At 71.4% G+C, this 16234-nt stretch carries 15 protein-coding genes; 8 read left to right on the forward strand and 7 right to left on the reverse strand.

Features of this window, described 5'->3' with window-relative positions; translation table 11 throughout:
- The first annotated feature begins 10 nt into the window (after positions 1–10).
- On the forward strand, positions 11–1660 hold the full coding sequence (locus tag ACFQUZ_RS04400) for a sensor histidine kinase (protein WP_377437831.1): 1650 nt from the start codon (positions 11–13) through the stop codon (positions 1658–1660).
- A gap of 12 nt (positions 1661–1672) precedes the next feature.
- Positions 1673–2317, forward strand: coding sequence for a response regulator (locus ACFQUZ_RS04405; protein ID WP_377437834.1), 645 nt, complete (start codon positions 1673–1675; stop codon positions 2315–2317).
- Here ACFQUZ_RS04405 and ACFQUZ_RS04410 read toward each other — a convergent pair.
- Positions 2314–2682 carry a winged helix-turn-helix transcriptional regulator gene (locus tag ACFQUZ_RS04410; protein WP_377437836.1) on the reverse strand — a complete coding sequence of 123 codons (369 nt, stop codon included), beginning with the start codon at positions 2680–2682 and terminating at the stop codon, positions 2314–2316. The two genes, ACFQUZ_RS04405 and ACFQUZ_RS04410, sit on opposite strands and share 4 nt — an antisense overlap.
- Positions 2683–2731: 49 nt before the next feature.
- Here ACFQUZ_RS04410 and ACFQUZ_RS04415 point away from each other — a divergent pair, with 49 nt between their 5' ends.
- On the forward strand, positions 2732–3484 hold the full coding sequence (locus ACFQUZ_RS04415; RefSeq protein WP_377437839.1) for a hypothetical protein: 753 nt from the start codon (positions 2732–2734) through the stop codon (positions 3482–3484).
- A 102-nt stretch (positions 3485–3586) separates the two neighbouring features.
- Here ACFQUZ_RS04415 and ACFQUZ_RS04420 read toward each other — a convergent pair whose 3' ends face one another.
- Positions 3587–4426 carry an ABC transporter permease gene (locus ACFQUZ_RS04420; RefSeq protein WP_377437840.1) on the reverse strand — a complete coding sequence of 280 codons (840 nt, stop codon included), beginning with the start codon at positions 4424–4426 and terminating at the stop codon, positions 3587–3589.
- A complete protein-coding gene (locus ACFQUZ_RS04425; RefSeq protein WP_377437842.1) occupies positions 4423–5361 on the reverse strand; it encodes an ATP-binding cassette domain-containing protein in 939 nt (312 codons plus the stop codon). Before ACFQUZ_RS04425 ends, ACFQUZ_RS04420 begins: the two co-directional genes overlap by 4 nt.
- A gap of 271 nt (positions 5362–5632) precedes the next feature.
- Here ACFQUZ_RS04425 and ACFQUZ_RS04430 point away from each other — a divergent pair, with 271 nt between their 5' ends.
- On the forward strand, positions 5633–6538 hold the full coding sequence (locus ACFQUZ_RS04430) for a hypothetical protein (RefSeq protein WP_377437844.1): 906 nt from the start codon (positions 5633–5635) through the stop codon (positions 6536–6538).
- Between the two features lie 147 nt (positions 6539–6685).
- Here the strand turns inward: ACFQUZ_RS04430 and ACFQUZ_RS04435 are convergent, their stop codons facing one another.
- From ACFQUZ_RS04435 to ACFQUZ_RS04445, 3 genes are all read right to left on the reverse strand, one after another.
- On the reverse strand, positions 6686–7825 hold the full coding sequence (locus tag ACFQUZ_RS04435) for an alpha/beta hydrolase family protein (RefSeq protein ID WP_377437847.1): 1140 nt from the start codon (positions 7823–7825) through the stop codon (positions 6686–6688).
- A gap of 270 nt (positions 7826–8095) precedes the next feature.
- On the reverse strand, positions 8096–9223 hold the full coding sequence (locus ACFQUZ_RS04440) for a cytochrome P450 (protein WP_377438143.1): 1128 nt from the start codon (positions 9221–9223) through the stop codon (positions 8096–8098).
- A 63-nt stretch (positions 9224–9286) separates the two neighbouring features.
- The gene (locus ACFQUZ_RS04445; protein ID WP_377437850.1) at positions 9287–9955 is read right to left on the reverse strand and encodes a class I SAM-dependent methyltransferase; all 669 of its coding nucleotides are present in this window, start codon (positions 9953–9955) and stop codon (positions 9287–9289) included.
- Positions 9956–10122: 167 nt separating this feature from the next.
- Here ACFQUZ_RS04445 and ACFQUZ_RS04450 point away from each other — a divergent pair, with 167 nt between their 5' ends.
- Both ACFQUZ_RS04450 and ACFQUZ_RS04455 read left to right on the forward strand, forming a co-directional pair.
- A complete protein-coding gene (locus tag ACFQUZ_RS04450; RefSeq protein ID WP_377437852.1) occupies positions 10123–11010 on the forward strand; it encodes a hypothetical protein in 888 nt (295 codons plus the stop codon).
- Positions 11011–11076: 66 nt separating this feature from the next.
- Entirely contained in the window at positions 11077–12300 is a 1224-nt protein-coding gene (locus ACFQUZ_RS04455; protein ID WP_377437855.1) for an alkane 1-monooxygenase, read from the forward strand.
- Here ACFQUZ_RS04455 and ACFQUZ_RS04460 read toward each other — a convergent pair.
- Positions 12272–12874 carry a TetR/AcrR family transcriptional regulator gene (locus ACFQUZ_RS04460; protein ID WP_377437857.1) on the reverse strand — a complete coding sequence of 201 codons (603 nt, stop codon included), beginning with the start codon at positions 12872–12874 and terminating at the stop codon, positions 12272–12274. The genes ACFQUZ_RS04455 and ACFQUZ_RS04460 overlap by 29 nt on opposite strands.
- Positions 12875–13029: 155 nt before the next feature.
- On the opposite strand from ACFQUZ_RS04460, the gene ACFQUZ_RS04465 reads away from it, so the two are divergent.
- Together ACFQUZ_RS04465 and ACFQUZ_RS04470 are read left to right on the forward strand one after the other, a co-directional pair.
- The gene (locus tag ACFQUZ_RS04465; protein ID WP_377438146.1) at positions 13030–15180 is read left to right on the forward strand and encodes a TRAP transporter permease; all 2151 of its coding nucleotides are present in this window, start codon (positions 13030–13032) and stop codon (positions 15178–15180) included.
- The gene (locus ACFQUZ_RS04470) at positions 15177–16196 is read left to right on the forward strand and encodes a TAXI family TRAP transporter solute-binding subunit (RefSeq protein ID WP_377437860.1); all 1020 of its coding nucleotides are present in this window, start codon (positions 15177–15179) and stop codon (positions 16194–16196) included. Before ACFQUZ_RS04465 ends, ACFQUZ_RS04470 begins: the two co-directional genes overlap by 4 nt.
- Positions 16197–16234 lie beyond the last annotated feature (38 nt).

Raw genomic sequence — 16234 nt, forward strand, 5'->3', positions numbered from 1 at the left:
CCTGGCCGCCGTGCGAGGCTTGTGGAGTTGGGGACGGGCGCACGGTCCGCTGGTGCGGGGCATCGGGCTGTGGCTGGTGCTCGCGGCCCCGATTCTGTACGCGTTGGCCATGCCGCCGTACCAGCATGACCTGGCGCTCCGGCTGGTTACCGGCCCGCTGCTGCTCGGCTTGGCGGTGGCGCTGAACCGGCGGTATCCCCTGGTGGGGCTCGGTGCGGTGCTGGTCGGCACCTGGTTCGACGGCAACTTCGTGTTCGCCCTACCGGTGTTCAGCTACCTGGTGGGGGCGCGGATGACCCGGGCCCGGCCGGCCGTGCTCGCCTTCGCCGGGGTCGCGGTGGCTGGTACGGGACTCAACCTGCTGCTGCTCGGCACCGCCCCCGACACCCTGTTCCTGGCCGCAAACGTCCTGCTGTTCGGCGGGGTCTTCCCCTGGCTCGTCGGGCGCTACCGGCGCCAACAGCGGGAGTTGACACTGTCCGGCTGGCGCCAGGCCGAGGCGTTGGAGCGAGAGCAGCGTGGTGCGGCGGAACGGGTCCGGCTGCGGGAGCGGGCCCGGATCGCCCAGGACATGCACGACTCGCTGGGCCACGAGCTGAGCCTCATCGCGCTGCGCGCCGGAGCGTTGGAGCTGGCGCCCGATCTCGACGAGCGGCACCGGGCCGCCGCCGCCGAGCTGCGTGCCTCCGTCGCCGACGCCACCGAGCGACTGCGGGACATCATCGGGGTGCTCCGGGAGGACACGGCCGCTGGTCAGGCCGCGCCGACCAGACCCGCCGACGAGGACGTGGCCGAGCTGATCCGGCGGGCCCGGGACGCCGGGATGGTGGTCCGGTCGTCCGACGGTCCGACGGTCGGCGCGCTACCGCCCCTGACCAGCCGGGCCGTGCACGGCGTGGTGCGGGAAGGGCTGACCAACGCCGCCCGGTACGCGCCCGGCGCTCAGGTGGCCGTGACCGTGGCGTCCTCCGGCGGCGGGGTCGAGGTTGCAGTGGTCAATCCGCGACCGCCAGCCGGTCCGCTGCCGGGTGCCGGAACGCCGCCGGGCGCCGGGTCCGGTCTGGTGGCTCTGCGGGAGCGGGTACGCCTCGCCGGCGGCACCCTTGAGGCGGGACCACGGGAGGGCGGATTCGCGTTGCTGGCCCGGCTACCGTTGCCCGGCGGTGCGTCGGCCCACCCGTCCCGGGCGGTGTCGCCGGTCCCACCGTCGTCGGCCGTCCCGGTGTCGCCGGTCCCGTCGTCCGCCGTCCCGGTGTCGCCGGCCGACCTGGCGGCGACCGGGCCGGCAGCCGCTGGCGGGGGACCGGTGGTCGAGGGCGGGCTCCGAGACGCCCGGCGCCGGGTCCGGCGGAGTCTGCTCGTCGCCGTCACCGCACCGGTGCTGCTGGCCGCGATGCTGTCCCTGGTCTACTACCCGTACGTCACGACCAACGCCGTGCTGGAGCAGTCGGCGTACGACGGGATGCGGGTGGGCCAGCCGCGCGCCGATCTGGTGGGCCTGCCGGGCCGGCAGGTCGAGCCGGTCGGCACCGGCGCGGCGGCGCCCTCGGGAGCCACCTGCGAGTACTACACCGACGGGAATTTCCCGCTGGCCCAGGCCACCTATCGGCTCTGCTTCGCCGACGGCCGGTTGGTGGACAAGGAACAGTTCGGCGGCTGAGGGGACGAAAACGTGATCAGCATCGTGCTGGCCGACGACGAGGCGATGATCCGGGCGGGGGTGCGGAGCATCCTGGCCACCGACCCGGAATTCGAGGTCGTTGGCGAGGCCGGCGACGGTGGGCCGGCGGTTGAGCTGGCTCGCGCCCACCGTCCCCGGGTGGCGCTGCTGGACATCCGGATGCCGCGGATGGACGGGCTGGCCGCGACGGCCGAGATCCGTCGGCTGGTGCCGGAGACCTCTGTCGTGCTGCTCACCACCTTCGGCGAGGACGACTACATCGCCCGCGCGCTGGGCGAGGGGGCCAGCGGTTTCCTGCTCAAGGCCGGCGATCCCCGCGAGCTGCTGGCCGGCGTACGCGCCGCGGCGGACGGCGGCGCGTACCTGTCGCCGGCGGTGGCCCGCCGGGTGATCGACATCAACGGCGGCCGGATGGCCCGCGGCCCGGCGGCCCGGGGCCGGGCGGCTGGCCTCACCGACCGGGAACGCGAGGTGCTGGCGCTGGTCGGGGCCGGGCTCTCCAATGCCGAGATCGCGAAGCGCCTGCACCTCGTGGAGGGCACGGTGAAGAGCTATCTGAGCGCGATCTTCACTCGACTCGACGTTCGCAACCGGGTGCAGGCGGCGATCATCGCGTACGAGGCGGGCCTGGTCTAGGAGCCCGACGCCATCCGTCGACGCGCCTCGTCGATCTCCGACGCGTGTACGGTCGCCCACTCGCCGATCGCGATCACCAGCGGCAGTAACGAGCGCCCCAAGCCGGTCAGCGCGTACTCGACCCGCAGCGGCGTCTCCGTGCGGCTGACCAGGCCGTCGCGTTCCAACGTCCGCAGGGTCCGGGTGAGGATCCGCCGGCTCAGGCCGTGGACGGCGCGGTCGAGTTCGTTGAAGCCGTACGGGCCATCGCTCAGCAGTGCGAGGACGAGCACGCTCCACTTCTCGCCCACCCGGCGCAGCACCTCGGTTGCCGCGCAGCCGACGTGGTCGTCCGGGGTGACGGGCAACGGGAGCACCGGTGACATGGATGTGCCTTCTTTCGGTGGGCTTGGTCCGACGACCAGGATCAAATGTATGCGCACAGTCGTGATTTGTGGTGGTACGCGTGGCATCGGTGGTGCTCTCGCGGCCCGGCTATGGTCGGCGGGGGACCGGGTCATCGCACTCGGCAGCCGGGACGCCGACCTCACGTCCGTCCGGCAGACGGTGGACCTCGCGTCCCGGCTACCGGACCGGATCGACGTACTGGTGTTTGCCGCGGGGCGGTTCGATCAGCGGCGGGTGGTGACCGCAGAGGGCTTCGAGCAGACCTTCGCGATCGGGGTGCTGAGCCGCTACCTGCTCGGGGAGCGGCTCCGGCCAGCGCTGGACCGGGCGGAGACGCCGGTGATCCTCAACCTCTGCGGTACGGGCGGCATCCGCGCCGGCCGGATCCACTGGGACGACCTCCAGCTGTCCCGCGGATACAGCCTGTTCCGGGCGACCATGCAGGGTTCCCGGGGAAACGACCTGCTCGGCGTAAGCTTCGCGGCCCGGGACCCGGCCAGCCGCATCCGATACGTCCTGTACAACCCGGTCCTCGTCAACAGCGGCATGCACCGGTATTTCCGGCAGCCGACGCGCGCGGTGGTGGGCGCGGCGGCGGCGTTCGGGTCCTCGACGCGGACCGCCGCCGCCCGGCTGGCCGAGCTGTTGGCGGATCCGCCGGCCGCGCCGTTGACCGCGCTCCGCCGGGGTACGCCGATTTCGTTGTCCCGCCCCGAGTTCGACCCTTCGACTGCGGCCCGGTTCGACGCGGTGCTGGCCACGCTGGTCGCCCCGTGGTGATGCCTCTGTTGACCCTCGGGTCGGCCGGAGAGGACAACTCCGTGACGGGCTTGCCGCTCCGGCCGACCGGACGGTCCGACAGCGGCGGACCGTTCCCGCTCCTCAGGCGTCGCGGCGACGCAGGACCGTCAAGCCGGCGAACAGCGCGGCGGCGGCCCAGCCGGCGAGCAGCAGCAGGCCCACCGCCGCCGGGTACGGCGCTTCGGGGTCGGCCGTCAGGAAGTGTCCACCGGCCACCCCCGGGAAGGCGTCGGCGATCCGGTCGAGCAGTGTGATGTCCGGCTCGGTCAGCGACAGCGGGATGATCATCAGGGTGAGGAACAGCGCCGTCAGCACGAGCACCGCGCTGCGCAGCGCCGCGCCGAGTCCGAGGGCGAGGATTCCGATCAGCGCGAAGTAGGTGGCGACGGAGACGACGTCTCCAACGGTCTCACCGGCGGGTAGCCGTCCCCACTCACCGAGGACCGGTCGGGCCACCGCAACACCGACGGCGCCGAGCAGCAGGCTTGCCGCGAACGTCACCGCGCCGACCACGACGGCCTTGGCCAGCAGCAGCCGCCCCCGGGACGGGACCTGCAGAAGGCTGGGTCGGATGGTGCCGCTGGTGAACTCGCTGGTGATGGCGAGCAGGCCGATGGCGAGTACGGCGTACTGGACCAGTTCCACCGAACCGATCAGGATGCTGCCGACGGTGACCACACCGGGGTCGTCGGCCGGGTCGTCGTTGGTGTTGGCGTTGGCCGCGTAGATGGCCAGCTGCGCGGCGGTCGCGGCCATCAGCAGCATGCCGGCCAGCAGCGCCCACCAGGTGGACCGGATCGACCACATCTTCGTCCACTCGCTGGCGACGGCGCCGGCCAGCCCACCGCCAACCCTGTCGCCTCCGGCCCGCTCGGCGGCCAGCCCATCGACGCGGACCGGCTCGAGGGTATCGGTGTTCATGCCGTGACTCCCTTCGCGATGGTGCCGGCGGCGTGCTCCACGCTGTCACCGGTGAGTTCCATGTACGCCTCTTCCAGTGACGCCGTCGACACGGCCAGCTCGTGCAGCGGTACGCCGAGTTCGTAGGCCAGGTCGCCCACCCGTTCGACCGGAAGGCCCGTGACGAACAGCGCGTGGTCCGGACCGGGGCGGACTTGTGCCCCGGCCGCCGTGAGTCGGTCCTCGAGTGCCGCGAGGCCGTCCGGGCGGGGGCCGCGCACCCGGACCTCGTTGACGGAGCCGGTGTCGAGTACCTCGGCGATCGGAGCGTCGGCGAGTAGCCGACCCCTGCCGATGACGACGAGATGGTCGGCCGTCAGTTGCATCTCGCTCATCAGATGGCTGGAGACGAAGATCGTCCGGCCCTGCCGGGCCAGCGACCGCATGAGCTCCCGGATCCAGCGCACTCCGTCGGGATCGAGCCCGTTCACCGGCTCGTCGAACATCAGCACCGGCGGGTCGCCGAGGAGCGCACCGGCGATGCCGAGCCGCTGGCTCATGCCGAGCGACAGCGCCCTGCCGCGCTTGGCTGCCGCCGACGGATCCAGCCCGACGATCTCCAACACCTCGTCCACGCGGCGGGCCGGTATGCCGTTGCTGCGGGCGGTGGCCAACAGGTGGTGTCGGCCGCCGCGGGCCGGGTGGATCGCTCGGGCGTCCAGCAGCGCACCCACCTCGCGCAGCGGGTGTCGCAGTTCGACGTACGGTCGGTCACCGACCAGGGCGTGCCCGGCGGTGGGTCGGTCGAGGCCGAGGACCATACGCATGGTGGTGGACTTGCCGGCGCCGTTGGGACCAAGGAAGCCGGTTACCCGACCGGGCACGACGTCCAGCGTCAGGTTGTGCACGGCGGTCGCCGCGCCGAAGCGTTTGGTCAGCCCGCGTAATGCGATCACTCTTGCCTCCCGAGGATTTGTGTCGCGTCGACGCTAGGAGTTCCGGGTGCGCGAAAACACGCTCGTTCGTCAGGGGGCCAGCCAACTTTCGTCAGGGTGGGGACCCGGGCCACGTTCTGCCGAGGCGCATATGTTCTGTTCGAGGTGTGTCAAGTCGATCAGTGGGCTGCAATCTCTTGTTCGGTATGTTTTCAGAGATGTATTCATTTGCCGGACCGTCTGTCGGCGCGGCTCATGTTCCGCTCTGTTGGCGCCGTCTTAGTGTTCGGGTATGCCGAGTGCGGAGCATGAATCCCCGGTCGCGTTGGTCAAACTGGATCCCGGTCTGGTGGCCTGGCTGCTGGCGAATGTCTTCGATGTGAAGGTTCCCGACTACCACCATGCCCGGGCGAGTTCCACTGACGTTCGGGTGCTTGTTCCACGGACCTACCATGCCGATGGCATGCTGCTGTTCTGTGACGTGTCCGATCGGCCGCTGCTGGCCGTGGTGCTGGAGGTGCAGCGTGGCTGGGACACCGCGAAACGGCGTACCTGGAAGCTGTACGTGGCTCAGTTGGAGGCGGAGCTGGATGTCGATGCCGGGTTGTTGGTCTATTGTCCTGACGTCAGGGTCGCGCGTCGTTATCGGGACATGTTCGAGTTCGGTGGGTTGAGTCTGACGCTGCGGCCGTTGATCTTTACGCCGAATGATGTTCCGTTGGTCGTGGAAACGGATCTGGCTCGGGCCAATCCGGCGCTTGCGGTGCTGTCGGCGATCTGTCATGGCGACGATGGCGAGGTGGATGCGACGTTTCCGGCGTTAGCCGAGGCGTTGCGCGCGCTCGGCCCGAACAGAGCGATCTTGTATTATGACGTCGTGTTGGCTGGGTTGCCGGTGGCGGCCCGGAGTCGTTGGGAGGCTTTCATGACCAGCACCCTGGGTCACGAGTACCACAGCGAACTGTTCCAGAAGCTCGCCGCCGAGCACGAGACCCGTGGCGAGGCCCGTGGCGAGGCTCGTGGCGAGGCCCGCGGCGAGGCGCAGGCGATCCTGACCGTGCTGGACGCCCGGGGGGTGACGGTGCCGACCGACGCCCGGGAACGGATCCTCGCCTGCGCCGACCTGACTCAGCTCACTGAGTGGCTCCGTCGCTCCGTCACCGCGACCACCCTGGACCAGATCCTCGACGACGAGTGACGAGCACCGGCATCCAGATGCGAGCCGTGCCATGACCCGTCACTGTCCAGCCGGTCGATGGCGATCGACCGGCTGGACACGTCGAGACGCGACCGGCTGGTATCCGTCAGACGCGGCAGCCCTGACGCCGAATCCGACGGGCAGCGCCTACGAGATGCCTCGGAAGACGACCTCCGGGAACTCAGCAGCCGGAGCGTCGAGCAAAGGGGCGGGCCTGTTCCGCAGATGCCGGTCGACGAAGGCGCGGACGTAGCTCCGGGTGAGCAGCAGTTGCCGGTCAGCGGGGATGGGACCCGTGTCCAGGCCGAGTCCGGCGCCAAGCACCGGACGATCGGTGAAGGTCATGTGCCCGGAGCCGGTGACGGTGATCCATCGCTTCCAACCGGTCAGCCCGGTCCAGTCTCGCGACCAGGTCGGATCGGGAGCCCGGTCCGATCCGACCAGCAGCACCGGTTCGCCGATCCGACCGGCCGGGACGAACATCGTGCCGTCCAGGTTCGCGGCCGCATCCACCCGCTGGTCGGCGGACAGCATCCGGACGGCCGTCGCACCACCGAGAGAGTGACCGATCACGCCGACCCGGGTCCGGTCGACGAGCCGCCCACCGGGCCAGGCGGCTCGTGGCCCGGTCAACCGGTCGAGCACGAAGGCGAGGTCCGCGACACGACCGGCGATGATGCCGGGCGCGGTGTCCGGTCCGGCCGCCTCGCAGGCCAGACAGCCGACCAGCCGGCCGTCCGGGAACTCCACGCCATGCGCTTCGCCCGGATGGTCCACCGCCGCCACCAGGTAACCGTGGCTGGCCAGGTCCTCGGCCAACCCGGTGAGCGATTCCCGGCTGAGGCTGAACCCCGGAGAGAGGATCACGAGTGGCCAGCCCCGGGCCGTGGGGCGCATCCGGGCGTCCCGGCGGGCGGTGACCCGAACCGTGGCGAGCACGTCGGGGGAGACCGGCAGCCGTTCGGCGGCGATGATCCGCGCCGAGACGGCCGCCGTTGTGTAGGGCGCCGGTGGCGCGGGGACCGGTCCACCGCGCGTGGTCGGCGAACCGGGTCCGGGCAGCGCTGGGTACCACAGCGACACCATCAGCTCCCGGCGGCTGTCCGGTCGCCACGGGTCGGGACGGCTGTCATCGGTCAGGTGCAACCAGCGTGTGCCAACCGGGTACCGACCGGTCGGAGCTGGCAGGGCCAGCGCCGGTGGAGCGGGCTCGGCGGCCGGTTGTCGCGTCACCGGCGGTTCGGCCCGCACCACGCCGCCGGGCAGCAGCACCGCCAGCGTCGCCACGAGTACGCCGAGTGCCCACGACCGGCCGCGGCCTGACCGGCCTGCTGGGGGGCGTCCGCCGTCATGGGTACCGGAGCGTGTGGTTGGGCCGGAGAACGCGATCACGATGCCTCCCGAGAGTTGGTGTAGGTCGACGCTAGGGATCCGCGCGCCGATGCCACCACAGCCATGAGTCAGGTTCAGGGCCAACTTTCGTTGGGGGATCCACAGCTGCCGGCGAGCTCGGGGCTGCGGATTCGGCCGACCCCGACCGGCCGCACATCGAGTCGATCAGACGTCCGTCGAGGGACCGGGTCGGCGGATGACGAACGCGTCCGGCATCCGGAACGACAGATTGTCCGGGCACCATGGGGCGCGCACCACGCCGGTGCCGGAGAGCAGTGGTGTCGCCTGCTCGACCACCACGGCGGCCTCCATCCGGGTCAGTTGCGCACCCAGGCAGCGGTGCGCGCCGGCGCCGAACGCCAGGTGCCGGCGGGATCCGGGTTGGCCAGGGCGGAACGCGGTCGGCTCCTCCACCACCGCCCCGTCCCGTCCCGCTCCGGCCAGCCACAGGACGATGCTGGCGCCGGCCGGCACCTGGACCGGGCCGATGGTGGTGTCCCGGGTGGCCACCCGTCGCCAGGTGACGATCGGCGGATCGAGCCGCAGGCCCTCCTCGACCACGGCGTCCACCCGGATCGTGCCGTCCGCCAACCCGGCGAGCACCGCCGGCTCGCCGTGCAGCCGGTGCAGCAGCAGGGTGAGGAACTGCGACGTGGTTTCCTGACCAGCCACCAGCAGGAAGAACAATGCCCCCACCACGATGTCGGGTGGGTGGCCGGCGGTCCGCAACCGGGCGGCCAGCCCAGGACCGTCGGCAGCGAACGTCCGCAGCACGGCGTGGAACCGACCGACGGTGTCGGCGAGCGCCAACTGCCGATCGGCGTCCACCGGCGCCCAGAACAGTTCGAGGGCCGCCCGGGCGAAGGCGGTGACCGCCGGGGCCGCGCTCGCCGGCAGATCCACCAGCCGGGCCAGCACGAGCAGCGGCAGGTCGGCGGTGAGGTCGGCGTACAGGTCGACCGGCGAACCGGCGTCCAGCCGGGTGGTGAGCGCCGTGACCCGGTCCCGCACCATCGCGGTCAACCAGTCCCGCTGCTCGGCGACCCGGTCGGGACGCAGCGCGTCGGCGACCGTCGCCCGGATGCCCGGGTGGCTGGCCGCGGAGTTGTTGGCCAGGGTCGGCGGCAGCCGGAAGCCGCGGCGGGCCAGCACCCGCAGCGCCGCCACCGGCATCGGGGTGATCGCGTCGAGAGCGTTGTCCGCCGCGTACGTCACCGGGTCGGTGAGAACCTGCCGGACCAGGGCGTGCCGGGTCACCACCAGGTGATCCACCCCGACGTGGTCGGTGACCATGGCGACGTCCGGCCACGGCCGAACGGTCGCCGACTCCCAACTGCGGAACAGCACGACGACACGCTATCCAGCGGGTCGGTTGGCCGGCGGGCGCAGTCGCCATACCGTGGTCGGTCTCACCTGGACGCTCTCCAACGCCTCCGGCACCGGGATCTGGTACGTCGCCAGCGCGGTGAACCGTTCACGGGGTAGGTACGCCCGTTCGGGGTCGCCGACCAGCACCTCCGCCCCACCCGCCGCCGCCCGCAACAGGAACCGCAACATCCGGCGGGCCATCACCTCGCTGTAGAAGACGTCGCCGGCGAGGATTACCCGGGCGTCTCCGGCGTCCCCGTCGAGGAGGTCGCCGTGCTCGGCCTCGACGGTGACTTCGTTGGCGGCGGCGTTGAGGGCGATCGCGGCCACGGCCCGACTGTCGATTTCCACGGCGCGGACACTCGTGGCTCCGGCTCGGGCGGCGGCGATGGCGACGAGTCCGGAGCCGGCGGCCAGGTCGAGCACCGGTTGACCGGCCACCGTCTCCGGGTGGTCGAGGACGTACCGGGCAAGTGCCTGGCCGCCAGCCCAGGCGAAGGCCCAGAACGGCGGCGGCTGCTCACTGTGGAACTCACCCTCGGACAGTTCCCACAGCCCGATCGGCTCATCGGCCTGGTGGATCCGGATCTCCGGTACCCCGGCCACCTCGGTCAGTCGTGCGTGCAGGCGGATGAAGGCCGCCGCGGTGTCAGTCACCTTCCGATTGTGCCAAGTCGAAGATCCGTTACCGGTTCAACACAACGAGTGAAAGTGCCCTCCACGATTCACGCCTGGTGCGGGAAAGGTGGCCTTACCGGCCGTCGATCGTGGCTCTAGCGTTGGCCTGACGGAAGATCCGGGGCTGGACTGACAGGGCGGTGGCGATGACGCGACGGTGGACGGCCCGACTGATCGCGGTGCTGGTCCCGATCGTGGGGTTGTTGGGACTGCCGATGGCGCCGGCGGGGGCGGCACCCGGCTTCGACACCAGGCTGGGGAACCTGCCGGCCCGGTTCACCGCGGGGGCCGAGCCGACCACGCTGACGGCCGTGGTCTCCACCACGGTGGGCGGCGAGTGCCGAAAGGTCCGCTGGTCGCTTGTGGTGCGGGTGGCGGGGATGCAGCTCGACCAGGTGCGTCTCGACCGGATCGAGGAGACCGGCCGGTTCCCCACGCGGGTCAGCGCCGAGGGACTCACCGCCCGGATCACCGACGAGCAGGTGGATCCCGGAAGTCTCTGTCGGGACCGGACGGTCACCGCTCGCTACCGGTTGGCTTTCGCGCCGGACGTGGTCGACGCGCGCGTCGACCTGCGCGCCGAGGCGTACGACGAGAATTCCCGGTTGCTGTCCCAGCGATCCGCCACCCGCATGGTGGTTCGCGGTAAGGCCGGACCGTCGGCCGTACCCGACCAGACGCCCACTCCCACGGCGGAGCCGGCGCCGACGGTGGCGCCCGAGGACGAGGCGGTGGTGGGCACCGAGGCGCCGCCGGCCGCGGGCGGTACCGGTGGCGGCGCCGAGCAGCCCGCCGGCGCCCAGTCCGGCGGGCTGGGTCTGGTCGAGGCCGGTTTCCTGGTCGGCGGGTTGCTGCTGTTCCTCGGGATGGGTCTGTTGCTACGGATGCGTCACGTGCTTCGGGCGCCGCCGGCGGGCGCGGCGGATTTCGAGCCGGTTCCCCCACCGTCCCGGGGTCGCGGTTCCGCACGCCGATCGTGGCAGCCACCGGGGAACACCTTGTCGAATCGGCGGCGGTCGACTTTACAAAGATAGCGCCCTTGTAAACCATCGTGATCCGTGCCACAGTCGAGCCAAGGCTCGCTGTGGCAGGGAGGCACGATGGGCAGCACGACGGGAGCGGCGGGCAACGCCTGGCGGGATTCGCGCAAACCCCTGTGGCCGCTGGCCCTTGTGGTTCCCGTGCTTCCGGCCGGTGGGTACGCGTTGTGGCGCGGACCGCTCGGCGAGGCCGGGTGGTGGCTCACCCCCGTCGTCGTGTTCGTCCTCATCCCGATAATCGATCTGGCCATCGGCGACGACCGCGACAACCCGCCCGACGAGGAGTTCGCCCGGTTGCAGGCCGAGGGCTACTACCGTTGGCTCACCTACCTGTGGCTGCCCGTCCAGTACGCGTCACTGGTGCTCTGCTGCTGGGTGTGGAGCCGCGGCGACCTCGGGCCGCTCGGTGCGGCCGGGCTCGTCGCCACCCTCGGCATCGTCAACGGCATCGCCATCAACACCGCCCACGAACTGGGCCACAAGCGGGAGACCGCGGAGCGGTGGCTGTCCAAGGTGGCGCTCGCCCCCACCGGGTACGGACACTTCTACGTCGAGCACAACCGGGGGCACCACACCCGCGTGGCGACCCCCGAGGATCCGGCCAGCGCCCGGCTCGGCGAAAGCTTCTGGGCGTTCTGGCCGCGTACCGTGTGGGGCAGCCTGCGGTCGGCCTGGCGGCTGGAGACCGGTCGGTTCCGCATCCGTGGCCGCTCCCCGTGGACCTGGCGCAACGACATCCTGAACGCGTGGGCGATGACGGCCGCGCTGTTCGGCGCGCTGGCCGTGGCCTTCGGACCCGGGGTTCTGCCGTACCTGCTGCTCCAGGCGGTCGTCGGGTTCTCCCTGCTGGAGGCCGTCAACTACCTGGAGCACTACGGGCTGGCCCGGCGACGCACGGCGACCGGGCGGTACGAGAAGGTCGACCCGCGGCACAGTTGGAACAGCGACCGGACCGTCACCAACGTCTTCCTCTTCCAGCTCCAGCGGCACAGCGACCACCACGCCAATCCGCTGCGCCGCTACCAGACGCTGCGCACCTTCGACGCCTCGCCGCGGCTGCCCGCCGGATACGCCAGCATGGTGGTGGCGGCGCTGGTCCCGCCGCTCTGGCGGCGGCTCATGGATCGTCGGGTGGTCGCCCACTACGGCGGCGACCTCGCCCTGGCCAACGTCGCCCCCCGGGCCGCGGATCGGCTGCGGATGCGCTTCCCGCGCCGACCGTCCGGGGGGACGCCCCCGGCCCGGCCGGACGTCCTCAGGCCAGCTCGGCCGGATCGAGGTTGAGTTCCCGGGCGACCGCGATCCGGATCCACTCGTTCATCTGCCGCTGCGTGATCAGGCGATGATGCACGGAGACCTGCACGGCGAGTCCGTCCATCAGCGCGTTGATCCGCCAGGCCGCGCCGACGGGATCGGGACACTCGAAGACGCCCGCGTCAACCCCGATGGCGATCACCTGGGCGAGATCCTCCCGCCAGCGCAGGTCCAACCGACGGGACACTTTCTCCAGCTCGGGGGTGCGCTGCGCCTCCGACCAGCCGTCGATCCAGATGGCCCAGGTCTTCGACCGGCCCGCCGGCGCGTACAGCTTGAGGATCTTCTTGAGCTTGACCAGCGGGGGCAGGTCGGCCGTGGTCACGGCGTCGAGCCTGGCGATGTCGCGCTCGGCGGCGTACGCGAACGCCTGCGCGAGCAGTCGTTCCTTCGTGGCGAAATGGTAGAAGACGAGGGCCTGGCTGACCCCAGCCGCCTGGGCGACATCGGCGGTCCGGGTGTTGGCCAGCCCGCGCTCGACTATCACGTCACACGCGGTGCGCAGCAGCGAATCAAGGCGGACCTCTGCCGCACGTCTCGTCACGCGGCTACGGTAATCGATCCGATCGGATACTAGGAGTTACCGACTCGGGTGTTTGGGGCGGACTAACAGTCGGTAATCGGACAGTTTGCCGCGCCCGCTTCGATCGACATGCTTCGGAAGACATCCATGGACGTCGGCCCTTCATAGTAAGGTTTATCAATGGCTACCACCGCCGCGAACGTACCGGGCGGTGCGCCGCCGACGGCGGCACGGTCGCGGTCGGCCGGGACGACGAGGAACGGCCGGCCCGCCACCTCGCCGGCGCTATGGCGACGCTGGTGGCCGTGGTCGCCGTCGCCGTGGCGGTGCTGGCGCTGTGGCAGGTATTCCGGCCCCTGGCGGCGGGCAGCCAGTTCTACCTGATCATCTTCCTGGCCGGCACGCTGCCGCTGGTCTTCCTCAGCTACCGCTCGGGCGTACGACTGCCGTGGCGACCGCGGACCACCGACCCGGACCGGCCGGTGGTGGCCGGACGTCCGGCGACGGCCGAGCGTCCGGCGGCTGACCGGACGGCGGCGGCCGAGCGTCCGGCGGCTGACCGGACGGCGGCGGCCGACGGTCCGACGGTGGTCGACCTGGTGCTGGCCGGTTTGGCCCTGCTGGTCTGCCTCTACCCGGTGCTGCCGCTGAGCATCGGCGGCGTGGGCGGCGGATACGACGCCTTCCTGGACCGCCAGGGCCTGCTCGATCCGGTGGACGTGGCGATGGGCGGCGGCCTGCTGGTGTTGCTGGTGGAGGCGTGCCGGCGGGCCACGGGTTGGGCGTTGCCGGTGTTCTGCCTGCTCTTCCTCGGCTACGGCTACTACGGCGGATGGCTACCGCAGCACTTGTCGGTGGCGCACGCCGGCCTCGACTTCAGTCAGATCGTCGATGCGCTCTACAACTCGGGCAGCGGTTTCTACGGCACCCCGCTCGACGTCGCGGCGAGCTACATCGTCCTGTTCACCATCTACGGTGCGGTGCTCGACCTCTCGGGCGCGGGCCGGTTCTTCGTCGACCTGTCGGTGGCCGCGTTCCGCCGGTCACGCGGCGCCGCCGGTCGCACCGCCGTCGCCTCCGGGTTCCTGCTCGGCACGGTCTCCGGCTCCGGTACGGCGACCGCGGTCAGCGTCGGCGCGGTGACCTGGCCGATCCTGCGCCGGGCCGGGTATCCCGCGGAACAGGCGGGCGGAATGCTGGCCGCCGCCGGGGTGGGCGCGATCCTGTCGCCACCGACGCTCGGCGCCGCCGCGTTCATCGTCGCCGAATACCTCGCGGTGCCGTACCTGACCGTGCTCGGTTGGGCGATGATCCCCACCCTGTTGTACTACCTGGGCATCCTGCTCGCCGTGGAGATCGACGCCCGGCGGTTCGGGGTCCGCCCCGTCGAACTGGCGACGTCGTCAGCCCTCCGGTTGCTGCTGCGATTCGGATACCACTTCTCGTCTCTGGGACTCATCGTTCTCCTCCTGGCCCTGGACGTTCCCGCCACCCGCGCCGTCGTGTACGCCACCGCCCTCGCGTTCGCTCTCTCCTTCCTCGACCGGCGCGGCTGGCTGACCCCGCGCCGACTCTTGGCGGCCCTGGCCGCCGGCGTACGCGGGGTGTTGCCGGTGACCGCCGTCTGCGCCGCCGCCGGGATCATCACGGCCGTCACCACCAAGACCGGGTTGGGCGCCCAGGTGGCCGCGTTGCTTGTCGACGGGGCGCGGGCGGTAGCCGAGGAGCCGATCGTGGTGCTGGCGCTGACCGTCGCGTTCGCGGCGGTGGCGCTGGCACTGCTGGGCCTCGCGGTGCCGGTGACCGCGTCGTTCATCATCGGCTGGGTGATCATCGGGCCGGCGTTGCTGGCCCTGGGCGTACCGGCGCCCGCCGCGGCGATGTTCGTCTTCTACTACTCGGTGCTGTCCGAGGTGACCCCACCCACCGCCCTCGCGGCCGTCGGAGCCGCCGCGATCACCGGGGGGCAGACCGTCCCGACGATGTGGCAGGCCCTCAAATACGCCCTCCCGGCGTTCCTCGCTCCCATCGCGTTCGTGCTCACCGGGCCGGGGGAGTACCTGCTGGGCCGCGGGCCGGCGCTCGGCGTGCTGTGGACGGCGCTGACGGCCGCCCTCGGGGTGGCGGCCCTCGCGGTGGCCACCGGCGGCTGGCTGCTCGGAGCCGGGCCGGCCGGTCCGTCGGCCCGCGTACTCGCCGCGATGGCCGGACTGGCCCTGCTGTTCCTGCACCCCGTCACCATCGCGGCCGGGATCGCGTTGCTGATCGCGGCCACCCTGCTCACCGTCGCCCGACGTCCCGCGCGTTCCCAGGAGGCACTGTCATGACCCACCTGACCCGCGTCCTCATCGCGTCGACCGCGTCGGTCCTGCTGCTGGTGCCGGCCGCCGGATGCGGCGGACGCCGGGACACCGCCCGGACGGACGCCGGCGGCGAGGTGCGCTGCGAGGTGACCGCCGAGACCCGGATCGGCCTGGCCACCGGCAACGCTACCGGCGTCTACTTCGCCCTGGGCAATGCGTACGCCACGGAGCTGTCGAATGCCACCGGCGGCGCGGTCAAGGCCACCGCTGCGGAAACCGGCGCCTCGGTGCAGAACATCCAGCAACTCGTGGCCGGGACCTACCAGGTGGCGTTCTCGCTGGCGGACACGGCGGCGGACGCGGTCCGCGGCACCGGCAGCTTCGACGGGAAACGGCAGCCCGTTCGGGCGCTGGCCCGGATCCACACCAACTACACGCAGGTAATCGCCCGCCGGGACGCGCGGATCACCTCGGTCGCCGACATGCGGGGCAGGCGGGTCTCCACCGGTTCGCCGAAGTCCGGCACCGAGGTGATCGCCAACCGGTTGCTCCAGGCGGCGGGACTGGACCCGGCCCGCGACGTCCAGGCGCAGCGGCTGGACCTGGCCAAGACCGTGGACGGGATGAAGGACGGCTCGATCGACGCGTTCTTCTGGTCAGGCGGGCTGCCCACGCCGGGCGTCACCGACCTCTTCACCACCGCCTCCGGCCGGGTCGACTTCGTGGACATCACGCCGCTGCTGGGAAAGCTGAAAGAGATCAACCCGGTGTACGAGCGGGGCAGCATCCCGGCGGCCACGTACCGCACCCCCGGTGACGTCCCCACCATCGTGGTTCCCAACGTGCTGCTCGTGAAGGACGACCTGGACGCCGATCTGGCCTGCGTGCTGACCCGGACACTGTTCGACCGCAAGGACCGCCTCGCCCAGGCCAACGCGGCAGCCAAGGAGATCATCCTGGAGACCGCCCGGCGGACCGACCCGGTCGAGCTACACCGAGGTTCCGTGAAGGCGCTCGACGACCTGAACGCCCCGCGCTGACCTCCGCCGGCCGGCTCGGATCAGCTTGCCTCTCGGTG

Origin of the sequence: Plantactinospora sp. GCM10030261 (genome assembly GCF_042666615.1) — a bacterium.
Classification (GTDB): Bacteria; Actinomycetota; Actinomycetes; order Mycobacteriales; family Micromonosporaceae; genus KBS50.